The 12,120-nt window shown below is 59.8% G+C and carries 11 protein-coding genes; 5 read left to right on the forward strand and 6 right to left on the reverse strand.

Going from position 1 to position 12,120, the window contains the following annotated elements; genetic code table 11:
- Positions 1–24: 24 nt before the first annotated feature.
- Positions 25–630, reverse strand: a complete 606-nt coding sequence (locus tag HX824_RS02670; protein ID WP_003218725.1) for an arylesterase — start codon at positions 628–630, stop codon at positions 25–27.
- Positions 631–640: 10 nt separating this feature from the next.
- Here HX824_RS02670 and HX824_RS02675 point away from each other — a divergent pair, with 10 nt between their 5' ends.
- Together HX824_RS02675 and HX824_RS02680 are read left to right on the forward strand one after the other, a co-directional pair.
- Positions 641–1,324: an ABC transporter ATP-binding protein gene (locus HX824_RS02675; protein WP_003218726.1), complete on the forward strand. Its 684-nt coding sequence runs from the start codon at positions 641–643 to the stop codon at positions 1,322–1,324.
- Entirely contained in the window at positions 1,324–3,834 is a 2,511-nt protein-coding gene (locus HX824_RS02680; RefSeq protein WP_102605077.1) for an ABC transporter permease, read from the forward strand. Before HX824_RS02675 ends, HX824_RS02680 begins: the two co-directional genes overlap by 1 nt.
- A 46-nt stretch (positions 3,835–3,880) precedes the next feature.
- Here HX824_RS02680 and greB read toward each other — a convergent pair whose 3' ends face one another.
- Both greB and HX824_RS02690 read right to left on the reverse strand, forming a co-directional pair.
- On the reverse strand, positions 3,881–4,354 hold the full coding sequence (gene greB, locus HX824_RS02685; protein WP_008437752.1) for a transcription elongation factor GreB: 474 nt from the start codon (positions 4,352–4,354) through the stop codon (positions 3,881–3,883).
- A gap of 152 nt (positions 4,355–4,506) precedes the next feature.
- The gene (locus HX824_RS02690; protein ID WP_003218731.1) at positions 4,507–5,736 is read right to left on the reverse strand and encodes a hypothetical protein; all 1,230 of its coding nucleotides are present in this window, start codon (positions 5,734–5,736) and stop codon (positions 4,507–4,509) included.
- Between the two features lie 304 nt (positions 5,737–6,040).
- On the opposite strand from HX824_RS02690, the gene HX824_RS02695 reads away from it, so the two are divergent.
- From HX824_RS02695 to HX824_RS02705, 3 genes are read left to right on the forward strand one after another with little or no spacing between them, the layout of a single operon-like run.
- Positions 6,041–6,967, forward strand: coding sequence for an ABC transporter ATP-binding protein (locus HX824_RS02695; RefSeq protein WP_023659064.1), 927 nt, complete (start codon positions 6,041–6,043; stop codon positions 6,965–6,967).
- Positions 6,964–7,689: an ABC transporter permease gene (locus tag HX824_RS02700; RefSeq protein WP_003218734.1), complete on the forward strand. Its 726-nt coding sequence runs from the start codon at positions 6,964–6,966 to the stop codon at positions 7,687–7,689. Before HX824_RS02695 ends, HX824_RS02700 begins: the two co-directional genes overlap by 4 nt.
- Positions 7,690–7,704: 15 nt before the next feature.
- On the forward strand, positions 7,705–9,510 hold the full coding sequence (locus tag HX824_RS02705; RefSeq protein ID WP_177054105.1) for a Gldg family protein: 1,806 nt from the start codon (positions 7,705–7,707) through the stop codon (positions 9,508–9,510).
- 4 nt (positions 9,511–9,514) lie between these two features.
- Here HX824_RS02705 and HX824_RS02710 read toward each other — a convergent pair whose 3' ends face one another.
- From HX824_RS02710 to HX824_RS02720, 3 genes are all read right to left on the reverse strand, one after another.
- Entirely contained in the window at positions 9,515–9,823 is a 309-nt protein-coding gene (locus tag HX824_RS02710) for a hypothetical protein (RefSeq protein WP_003218736.1), read from the reverse strand.
- Between the two features lie 256 nt (positions 9,824–10,079).
- Positions 10,080–10,514 (reverse strand): DoxX family protein, encoded by a 435-nt coding sequence (locus tag HX824_RS02715; RefSeq protein ID WP_134325988.1) that lies wholly within the window; start codon positions 10,512–10,514, stop codon positions 10,080–10,082.
- 104 nt (positions 10,515–10,618) lie between these two features.
- Entirely contained in the window at positions 10,619–12,040 is a 1,422-nt protein-coding gene (locus HX824_RS02720; protein WP_177054106.1) for a transglycosylase SLT domain-containing protein, read from the reverse strand.
- Positions 12,041–12,120 lie beyond the last annotated feature (80 nt).

Genomic DNA, 12,120 nt, shown 5'->3' on the forward strand with positions numbered 1-12,120 from the left:
CGAAAGACCGCTGCTAGAAAAGCGTCATAGCAGTGGTTTTAGCGTTGGCCAGACATTTTCCAGCAACTTGCCCTGCGCGCCAACCGCCGGGTGCAATTGGTCAGCCTGCATCAGGTCCGGATGACCACCGACGCCTTCAAGGAAAAACGGCACCAGCGGGACGCTTTTTTCCTTGGCCAGGGCCGGGTAGACATTAGCAAACGCGGTGGTGTATTTCGGCCCGTAATTAGGCGGCAACTGCATGCCCAGCAGCAGCACCTTGGCACCGCTGGCCTTGGACTGTTCAATCATCGATGCAAGATTTTGTTTCAATTGCTCGGGTGGCTGCCCGCGCAGGCCGTCATTGCCGCCCAGCTCGATGATCACCAGGTCCGGCTTATGCTCTGCAAGCGCCGCCGGCAGCCGCGCCCGGCCTCCGGCACTGGTGTCGCCGCTGATAGAGGCGTTGACCACTTTATCGTCGAAACCTTCGCTCTTGAGCCGTTGTCCCAACAACGCTACCCACCCTTTGCTGGTATCCAGCCCGAAACCGGCACTGATACTATCGCCAACGATCAGGACTGTACCCGCCGCTGCGTTCTGGGCCATGCACATCAAGGCCAGGCCAGCACTCAAAAACCACATTCGCATTGGATTCTCCATGGGCGCAAGCATTCTCACCGCGCGAAACCTTAGCAAAGTGGTTCCCAGCGCGGAAGGTGAACTGACTATCCTGCACGAACTGAGCCTGGAACTGAACAAGGGCGATAGCCTGGCTATCGTCGGCGCCTCCGGTTCCGGCAAATCCACCCTCCTCGGCCTGCTGGCCGGCCTCGACCTGCCCAGCAGTGGCGAAGTCACCCTCGCCGGCCAGGCCCTGAGTACGCTCGACGAAGACCAGCGTGCACGCATCCGCGCCGAGCACGTGGGGTTTGTGTTCCAGTCCTTCCAGTTGCTCGACAGCCTCAACGCGCTGGAAAACGTGATGCTGCCCCTGGAGCTGGACGGCCGCAAGGACGCCCGCGAGCGCGCCAAACACCTGCTGGAGCGTGTCGGCCTGGGCCAGCGTCTCACCCACTCGCCGCGCCAACTCTCGGGGGGTGAGCAGCAACGGGTAGCGATTGCCCGGGCGTTTGCTGCCGAACCGGACGTGCTGTTTGCCGATGAACCCACCGGCAACCTCGACAGCCATACCGGCGAGCGCATCAGCGACCTGCTGTTCGAACTCAACAAAGAGAGCGGCACGACCCTGGTGCTGGTGACCCATGACGAGCGCCTGGCCCACCGTTGCCGTCGCCTGATCCGTCTTGAAGCCGGCCTGATGGTCGCGCCCCTGGAGCCTTGATGGCACGCTTGCCCTTGTTGCGCCTGTTCAGCCTTGCCCTTCGCCAGTTGCTGCGCGATGCCCGCGCCGGCGAACTGCGTGTGCTGTTCTTCGCCCTGCTGGTGGCCGTGGCCGCCAGCACCGCCATCGGTTACTTCGGTGCCCGCCTGAACGGCGCGATGATGTTGCGCGCCACCGAGTTCCTGGCGGCCGACCTGGTGCTGGAAGGCAGTTCACCCGCCCGCACCGAGCAAATCCAGAGTGGCACCGAGCTGGGCCTGCAGCACGCCAGAGTGGTGGAATTCTCCAGCGTGATTGCCACTGACGCTGGCATCCAGCTGTCCAGCATCAAGGCGGTCAACGAGGCGTATCCGTTGCGCGGCGAGCTGAAGAGCGCCGCCGAACCCTTCGCCGAAGAAACTGCCGGAGGTGGCCCCAAACCCGGTGAAGCCTGGGTGGAAGCACGGCTGTTGACGGCACTGAACCTGAAAATCGGCGACAGCATCGACGTCGGCATGAAGACCCTGCGCCTTTCCCGCGTGCTGACCTATGAGCCGGATCGCGCCGGCAACTTCTATAGCCTGACGCCCAGGGTGATGATCAACCTGGCCGACCTTGACGCCACCGGCGTGGTGCAGCCCGGCAGTCGCGTGAGTTATCGCGACCTGTGGCGAGCGCCACAGGGCGGCACCGTGCTGCAAACCTATCGCGACCTGGTCAAGCCCGGCCTGGCTGCCAACCAGCGGCTGCAGGATGCGCGCGACGGCAACCAGCAGATCGGCGGCGCGCTGGGCAAGGCCGAACGTTACTTGAACATGGCCAGCCTGGTGGCGGTGCTGCTCTCCGGCGTGGCCGTGGCGCTCTCGGCCAATCGCTTCGCCAGCCGACGCTTTGATGCCAGCGCCTTGCTGCGCTGCCTCGGGTTGTCGCGACGCGAAACCATGTTGCTGTTCAGCCTGCAATTGGCCGTGCTGGGGTTGCTGGCCAGCCTGACCGGCGCCCTGCTCGGCTGGCTGGCGCAATTGGGCCTGTTTGCGCTGTTGCATGACCTGCTGCCGGCGGACGTTCCACCCGGCGGGCTGCTGCCGGCCGTTGCCGGGATTGGCACCGGGCTGGTAGCCCTCGCCGGTTTCGCCCTGCCGCCGCTGGCCGCCCTGGGGCGGGTGCCGCCACTGCGGGTATTGCGCCGCGACTTGCTGCCAATCCCTTCCAGCACCTGGATGGTCTACGGCGCCGCACTCTTCGCCCTGGGCCTGATCATGTGGCGCTTGAGCCTCGACCTGGTGCTGACCTTCGCCCTGCTGGGCGGCGGCGTGATTGCCGCGCTGGTTCTCGGCGGCCTGCTGCTCCTGTTGCTGCAAAGCCTGCGACGCCTGCTGGCCCGGGCCTCCCTGCCATGGCGCCTGGGGCTGGGCCAGTTGCTGCGTCATCCCCTGGCGGCCGCGGGGCAGTCACTGGCGTTCGGGCTGATCCTGTTATCCATGGGCTTGATCGCGTTGTTGCGCGGCGAATTGCTGGATACCTGGCAGAACCAGTTGCCCAAGGACGCCCCCAACTATTTCGCCCTGAACATCCTGCCCGCCGACAAAGACACCTTCGGCGCACGCCTGCTGGAATTACAGGCGCAATCGGCTCCGTTGTATCCGGTGGTACCGGGACGACTGATCAGCATCAATGGCGCGCCAGTGCAGGAGATTGTCAGCAAGGACTCCAGCGGCGATCGTGCAGTACAGCGAGACTTGAGCCTGACCTGGGCCGCCGACCTGCCACCGGGCAACAAGCTGACGGCGGGCTCCTGGTGGACGGCGCAACCGACCGACGAGATTCCAGGCGTCTCGGTGGAGGCCAAGGTCGCCGACAGCCTGAAACTCAAGCTCAACGATCACCTGGTGTTTACCGTCGGCGGGGAAAACCGCGAAGCGCGGGTCACCAGCCTGCGGGAAATCAACTGGGACAACTTCCAGCCCAACTTCTTCATGATCTTCCAGCCCGGCACCCTGAAGGACCTGCCGGCCACCTACCTGACCAGCTTCTACCTCGCACCCGGCCATGACCAACAGATCGTCGACCTGTCCCGGGCCTTCCCGGCGGTGACCATCCTGCAGGTGGAGGCACTGCTGGAACAACTGCGCAGCATCCTGGCCCAGGTCACCCTGGCGGTGGAGTACGTGCTGTTGTTTGTCCTGGCAGCGGGGATGGCCGTGTTGTTCTCCGGGCTCCAGGCAACCCTCGATGAGCGGATTCGCCAGGGCGCCCTGCTGCGGGCGCTGGGGGCTGAGCGCAAGTTGCTGGTCAAGGCCCGGCGTATCGAGTTCGGGTTGTTGGGCGCAGTCAGCGGGCTGTTGGCAGCGCTGGGCACTGAACTGGTGACACTGGTGCTGTACCGCTACGCGTTCGACCTGACCTGGCACCCGCATCCGTGGCTATTGCTGCTGCCGGTGATCGGCGCCGTGCTGATCGGCGGTGCCGGCGTGTTCGGCACCCGCCGCGCACTGAATGCCAGCCCGTTGACGGTGCTGCGCGAGGGCTGAAAACGCAAATGGCCCGCACGCGTTCATGCGTACGGGCCATCCGTTGTCACTTCACATATTCGATAGCGGTGATCCACCAGCACACTTCGCCACTCGGGGTCTGCACGAGCGCCTCGTCATCCACTTCCTTGCGCAACAGTGCCCGGGCCATGGGTGAGTCGATGGAGATGTAGTCCATACGCTCATAGATCTCGTCGTACCCCACGATGCGAAACCGCTTGGTCTCGCCCTGTTCGTTTTCAATCTCCACCCAGGCGCCGAAAAACACCTTCCCTTCCTGCTCGGGCATGTACTCGACCACGCGCATGTCTTCCAGGCGCTTGCGTAAATAACGCACCCGACGATCAATTTCCCGCAGCAGCTTCTTGTTGTACTGGTAGTCGGCGTTTTCGCTCCTGTCCCCCAGGGAGGCCGCCCACGTCACTTTGCGGGTGGTATCAGGGCGCTTTTCTCGCCACAGGTAATCAAGCTCCTTTTTCAGGGCCTCATGACCTTCTTTGGTAATCAGCTTGGTGCTCAAAAGCTCTACATCCCCTGGAAGTTTGCATTTTTCAGACCCGCTGCCGCATCAGGCACAACGCATTTAACGCCCGATGTCGGCTGTGGGGGTCGATGATAAATGAACTCGGGAAAGTAGCCAGACCCACCGGCGGATTCCGGCAACGACGCGTATCAGTCAGCCTCCGTCTGGGTCGGGCCGCATTCAGGCTGGCCGCGCCCGTTCTCGCCAAGCCATGCAAGTGACTCATCCAGGGATTGAAGCGTAACCCTCAGGTTGTCCCGCAGGACAGGCAACTGGAACAGCGCAGCCGTCAGCTGTTGCTCCTTGAGGCGCACCGCAAGGTCACGGTCATGCAACTGGGCTTCCTGGCTCTCCAGGTAGCGCGCACGCTCGTCCATTCGACGCTGCTCTGTCTGGTTCAGCGCCGAGCTGCCAGCCAGATGTTCCTCCCGGAGGGCCAGCGTGCGGGCCAACTGTTCCAGGGACGTTTCCTTTTCGGCAATCCTGTCGGCACTCCGCTGACTCTCCTGCTCAAGGTCAGCCTTTTCCTGGCGCAGTTCGAGACGCAACTGATCAAGCGCTTCTTCCTGCTTGAGCACGCTGAGCTTTTGCTGCGTCAGCTCCTGTGACAATCGGGAAAGATTGGCCAGCGTATCGTCCACTTCAAACAACGAGGCTGACTCATTCCGGGCAGGCATGGGCGGCGGCGCCTGGGGGACCGGTTCAGGTTGTTGGACTATGGGCGCCGGCACTGGCGCAGCGACAGCAGGCGCCTCGATCGGTGCCTGTAGTGGCGCCTCAACGAGCGGCTCGGATATCTCGAGCTCAGCCTCGGGCGCCTGCGCCACCGGCTCGGGCAATGACCGCGCAGGCTCTGAAGGATCGGGGGACCTGGGAGCAGACACCATTCTTGAGGAGAAACGAATCGACGGCACGATCAACGTATTGCTTTCAATGGCGGGCAAACCGGGCGCCGACGTTCCCAGGGTAATCACCTTCATCACCAGGGATTTCTTGATCGTCAACGAGTGATGATCTTCAGGCCTGGCCGGGGGCAATTTGCAGCCTTTCAAATCAACAAAATGAAAGGGAATCTGAGTTTCGCCGCCGCTTGCAGATTTTGCCCCGGGAGCAGCCGCGAGCGTCAGGATTTGCTTGAAGACATGGGTCGCTATTTGCAGGTCTTCCTTGGAGTCTATCGCCCCCAGAAAGTAACGTTCGGACTTTTTGCGCAACGCTGCGATGTACACCCGTGAACTACCGGGCTCTGTTTCTTCATCCAGACTGTAGGCAAGAAAGTTTGAAGAGATCTGCGCCACCGCAAAACCACAAAGCAGTGCACCATTGACCGGTGCATCATGCCCGGACTGTTCAAGAACAAGGGTACGTAGAAGCAGCATGACATCAGGCTCCATTTCAAATTGGCATAAACTTTAAATAAACACCAAATAAACAACGACTGTAATTAAATCATCAAAACCAAAACAATTGTTTCAGCGAGTCATAGTCTGGCATGTAGGACTTATCTTATTCAGCCCCCTCAGCATTTCCAAGAGCGTTTATTGAACGTACCATTTTTTAACAGTGCGACACCGGAAAAGCTTCAACATAAAAAGATTTCAAGCATTGAATTTCGAACATTCACAACCTGCTGTTCACCCAGGTTAATCCAGCCTTGCCATATCCATTCAGTAGAAAAGCATAATGATCGAGATAACGAGCCTGACAAAAACCATGGGCGGAAAAAACATTATTCATGACTTCTCATTCAACGCCCAACCCCAGGAATGCCTCGGGCTGTTTGGAAATGATGGTGCGGGAAAAACAACTATTATCAAAATGATCTCAGGCTCGACTACACCCTCTTCAGGCCATATAAAAATATTCGGTAACGATATCGCCCTGAACGCATTCCAGGCAAAGAAAGTCACCGGCTACCAGCCAGAGCGACTCTTGAGCCATGGTGCAATGAGTGTAAAGGCCTTTCTCGGTTTCATTGCCGAAATACGCGGATTCCGCGGCGCGGAAAAACGCAAGATGATTGACCGGGCAGTTGCACGGCTTGAGTTGTGGCGGATACTCAAAAGCCCGGTGGAAACCCTCACGGACGGGTTGAAACGCAAGGTAGCCATCGCCCAGGCAATCCTGCATGACCCCAGCCTGCTGTTGCTCGATGAGCCAACAGAAGGTCTGAATGCCGACCAGAAACACAAAGTCAGAATGCTCATCAAGTCGCTCAGCGACGAGATGACGGTCATTGTCGCGTCCCGTGCGCCGGAAGAACTGACCGGTATTTGTACCCGCGCACTGGTGATAGCCGACGGCCGATTGGTGGCAGACACTTCGGTGCCCGAACTGCAGCGCAGCTCCCGTCATCACCAGGCGGTCACCCTTGCAGCCGACACACCGCTGGACCTGTTGGCCCTGGCGGTATTGCCCGGGGTCGCCGGCATCGAGGAAGACCGCGAGACTCCCGGCACAGTGACCGTACTCGCCCTGCCGGGGCAAATCATCTACCCCCACATCAATGCACTGGTCACCCAGCGCCGCTGGAAGCTCAATGCCCTGAACCTGGAAGCCGGGCGCCTGGATGACGTTGTGCACCATATGAGCCAGGAGGCATCGATTTGAAACTTCTCCCGGTCATATTCAAGCGTCAACTGGTCAGTTATCTTTCGGCTCCCCTCACTTACCTGAGCACTGCGGTTTTCCTGACCGCCGCTGCTGTATTTGGCTTCCATGCAACCCGGTTACTGGAAGTCGGCAGTGCCGACTTGCAGGGCTTCTTCCAGTTGCACCCCTGGCTCTACTTACTGTTGACACCTGTTCTATGCACTCGGCTTTGGGCCGACGAGCCCACCACCGGTTCCATGGAGTTCCTGAAAACCCTGCCCGTCACACGTTTCGAGATAGTGGTCGGAAAGTTTCTGGCGGCCTGGATTGTTTCCGGCGTGGCCCTGCTGTTGACCTTCCCGATAGTCATCACCGTCAACTATTTTGGCAATCCGGACAATACAGTCATTGCGTCACAATACCTGGGAAGTTGGGTATTGGCCGGATGTTATCTATCCGTGGGTTGTTTTATCTGCGCACTGACACACCATCGCGCGATTATATTCACCGTAACCCTGTGCTTGCTGCTGACCGCCAGTGGCCTGTCATCCATTCTTGATGCAATTGAACATCAAGTTCCGGTATGGCTGATTGACCGCCTTCTTTCCCTGAGCCCATCTGCGCGTTTTGACGCCATTGACCAAGGGGTACTGGCTCTTCAAGACAGTTTGTACTTCATCAGTATGATCATCGCCTTTCTTGGCGCGACGGTCATTGTCCTGAATGTAAGAAACGGTTGAGAGGGACACATCACGATGAAAACGCGACTAAGTGCCAGCCTCACAATTATTACGCTCCTGTTACTGTTTCTCGCTTTTAACCTGGTCTGGGCACTGAAACTTCCAAATCCACGGCTGGATTTTTCGGAACAGAACATCCATACACTTTCCGATCCTGTACAGACTATGCTCGGTTCACTGGAAAGACCGGTGGATCTGTACTTCTTCAATTCAAGCAACCGTGCACACAAAGCCAACGCCGTTGAAAGCTACGCTAAACGGGTAGAGCTGTTGCTCAAGGAATATGAAAAAGCGGCAAAGGGCAAAATCAACCTGCACCTCATCGACCCCACCCCTTTTTCTGAAGATGAATACAAAGCCAGGTTACTGGGACTTGACGAACAACACGGATTCTTCGGCCTGGTGGGTACCAGCGCGGGCCATGCGCCCCATAGCATCCCGTCATTCAGCCCGGACAGGGAGTCACTGCTGGAGTATGAAATCAGCCATTTGATTCATAAGGTGATCCACCCCGAGCAACCCATTGTGGGCGTGATCTCCCGGCTGCCAATAAACGGTGAGCGAGATGAACGCAACGGCGTTAATACGCCTCCCTGGCAGGTGTTGCAGGAGATCCGTCGCCAGTTCAACGTGGTGAGCCTGGAGCCGGGTATCGCGCAAATTCCTGAACACGTCAAAACCCTGATGGTGATTCATCCCGGCAACCTGCCTGACCAAACCCTCTACGCAATAGACCAGTTTGTATTGGGCGCAGGCAAGTTGATGATGTTTATCGACCCGCTTGTCGGGCTGGACACCAGCGTCACGGCCCCGGAAAACCCCAAGCTGGAAGCATTGCTGTCCGCCTGGGGCATCCAGATGCCCGCGAACAAGGTGATTGCCGATCGCGACTATGCCACTTCGGTGATCCTGACCACGGGCCAGCCGCCTGTGCGCCATCCCGCGGCACTGACCTTGCCCCGCCAGGCGATGGCACAGGATGACATCAGCGCCTGGAAACTTCACAACGTCAACGTCTTGAGCAGCGGCGCCCTGGCCCCTGCCAAGAGAAGCCGCATGACCTTCACCCCGTTGCTGCAAAGCTCCGCGCACGCCGCGCTGTTTGAGACAGAGCACTTTGTCCTGCCAGCGCAGCTCAATTCACTGATCAATGAAACAGCCACTCGCGCTCAACAACAGGTGATCGCCGCCCGCGTCGAAGGGCCCGCCTATTCCGCCTTTCCTGACGGCATCAGTGGGCGTAACACCGGCTTGCAAAAGGCTGCGAACATCCATGTGGTCGTGGTCGCCGACACTGACCTGCTCAGCGATCGTGTGTCTGGAATGCTCCAGAAGCATCGCGCGGCGGGTAGCCCGTTGTCAGATAACGCGATGTTTGTATTGAACACCCTGGACAACCTGGCGGCGCCCGATGCACTGATGAACATTCGCCCCCGCGCAGGCGGTGCTCGATCACTGCAGGTGCTGCAGGCAATGCGCGAAGACGCGGCACTGGCCTACGGTGAGAAGTCCGCCGAACTGGCGCAACGCCTGGAACAAACGGAAAAGGAATGGCAACTGCTCAACCCCCCGACAATTTCCCCGGGCCCTCAGGCTGCAACCTCCAACACACTGCTGCAAGCGCTCAACAAGGAGCGGTTGCGAATCCCCATGGAAATTCACGCGCTGAAGGTCCAGTCATACGCCGAGGTTCACGCCCTGGAACGCAAAGTGAAGCTGCTCAATATCGTGCCTGTACCGCTGATACTGTGCCTGATTGCGGGGGGTATTTTCCTGTTGCGTCGCCGTCACCGGCACCTGCCTTCAGCAGCGTTCTACTGAGGGCTCAACGCCGGGCGATCAGCCCTTGCCGGGCAATGCGGGTCAGTTGGCGTATCACTTCGCCCGCGTCGCTGGCGCTGGGTGCCTGAATGACGGCCAGGTCGAAGCTGTTGGACGCAAAGCGCGCAAGGGAGTCGCCGTCTTCGACAAACTGGATCAGAAAGGCCGAAGGCCGCCCCGTGCGGCGCGGCCAGCCATCCAGATAGCGCAGCAACGTCGGCTGATGCTTGCCGCCCAAGAGGATTTTAGGATTGCGTTGGGTAAGGTCCGCGGTGATCGGGGCCAGGCGTATGAGGGGGCGTAGTGCATTCATTGTGTCGTGTCTCTGCCTCAAAAGTCTGCGGGCAGGTGAGAGGCAACACCGAACCAGCGCTTTAGCGGAATTTCGAAGCTGGCCCATGGCTCTGGCTTCTGTCGGGACTGTGATCAGTCACCCGTGGCGCCCCGCAATTAGCTGTTTAAATCGGCGCATGGGCAACATCCTAGAGAAGCCTGTAGGGCGGTGTCAAGAATCCCGAGCAACGAAAAGGCCCGCACTGGGCGGGCCTTTTAAGGGGGGGGGCGCGGTATCAGTGAGTGATGGCGCGGTCTGCGGACAATTTGCCCGCACCTTCCAACAACACGGCAAGCGTACCGCCCAGCAGCGCCAGGGCGAACTCGTAGCCGTTGTTGGCCATGAACAAACCGTTATGGATATGCACCGAGAAAATCGCCACCAGGGAAATGATCGACAGGCCGAGTGCCGCTGGCCGCGCCAGCAAGCCAATGATCAGCGCCAGCCCGGCGAAGAACTCGGTACCACCGGACAACACCGCCATCAGGGTACCTGGGGCCAGGCCGATACTTTCCATCCACTGGGCAGTGCCCGCCAGGCCGCCGCCGCCAAACCAGCCAAAGAGCTTTTGCGAACCGTGGGCGGCGAAGATGATCCCGACAAAAATCCGCAGGACAGTCAGGCCGTAGCCGGCGCGGGTGGAGAGGACGCGGGTGATCAATGGGCTCATGCTGATAATCCTTTTCAAGGTAGGGGTTGGGTTGGCCACTATATTAATCAGTTTAAGCAATGATAAAAGCCGATAAAGCGGCTAATTATGATCGAATTAATAGATTATTTCCGTGAGGCAACCTGTGGCGCTGCCGGCTCCAACGACTCCCGCTCACGATCAAACGCCAGGTAATACTTGTTCACGCTATTAACATAGCTGACGCCGCTCATTCCCACCTGCTCCATGGCAATTCGCTCGACCTGGAAAAACCATTGGTTTGGGTTAAGCCCCCGCCGCCGCGCCTCGGCACGCATTCCCTGGACCCGCTCGGGCCCCATGTTGTAGGCCGCCAGCACAAACGCCATGCGCTCGCGCTCGTTGAGCTTGGGGCTTGAGAAGAACTTGCGCCGGATCATCGCCAGGTACCGCGCGCCCGCCTGCACATTGTTGTCCAGGCTTTCGATGTTGTTCACCCCGACCCGCTGCGCCGCCGATGGCGTGATCTGCATCAGCCCGGTGGGGCCGCCGCTGCTGCGAGCGCCAGGGTCCAGGGCAGACTCCTTGAACGCCAGCGCGGCCAGGTTCAGCCAGTCCATGCCCTGCTCGCGGGCATGCTTTTGCAGCACCGGGCGCAGTTTTTCCAGGCGCTGGCGGTCGACGCGAGCCAGTGGATAACGTACCTGGTAGAGGCGGCGGTAGATGCGCTGGAACGCCACATCCTGATCGGACGGCGTGCGGTAGGTCTTGAGGAAGCGATCAATACTGGCCCGCAGCATCGAGGCATCCTGGCGCACAAACCAATACTCTTCGCCCGGCTCGCTGATGGTCACTTGCCGGTCGAAACGCAGCTTGGGCAGGATCTTCGCCCAGCGTTCGGCAATCGGCCGCTCGACAATGGTCAGGTGGAAAATCCCGGCCTGTACCATCTCCAGCACGTCCTCTACCGCGAGGCTCGGATCCACCCATTCCACCTTCACCGGCGGCAATTTGTGCAGCGCCAGCTTCTGGTTGACCTGGCTGATCGCGTCCGACGCGGCACTGCCCGTGGTCAAGGCCAGCGTGCGCCCGGACAGTTGCTCCAGCCGGGTAAACCGCCGCTCGCCCTTCAGCCCCACCAGCCATAACGGCACGTCGCTGGCGATCGGGTCGCTGGTGGCAATCTTGTGGGCGGCCTTCACATCCAGCAATTCGCCGGGTGCCACCAGGTCGCCCTCGCCACGGGCCAATGCGCCAATCAGCTGATCCTTGGCCTTGGGAATAATCTTGAGGTTGATTTCCTCGCCGTCACGGGCGTGACCGTTGAGGTATTGCTCGAAAGCGCGCAGGCGATGGTATTCAACACCGATGGCCTGGCCCTGGACTTCGCCGGAACTGTTGCGGCTCTGGTTGACCAATACCCGCAAGGTGCGGCTGCTGCGGATTTCAGCAAGGTCGCGGACCTTGCCGGGCCGGGTCACTTCCAGCGGCCCGTCCAGACGCGCAACCGCCGCCATGGGCAGCAGTAACGTCAGGCACAACACAAGCAACGCCGAGGGTCGGATCATCCGCTCTCCGGAAGAAAGAATACTGCCCATTGCTTCGCGAAAAACGAGGCGTTGGGGGACAGAAACAGAGCGCCATGAGC

The sequence above is a fragment of the Pseudomonas sp. D4002 genome, from assembly GCF_013385665.1.
In the GTDB taxonomy this organism is placed as follows: domain Bacteria; phylum Pseudomonadota; class Gammaproteobacteria; order Pseudomonadales; family Pseudomonadaceae; genus Aquipseudomonas.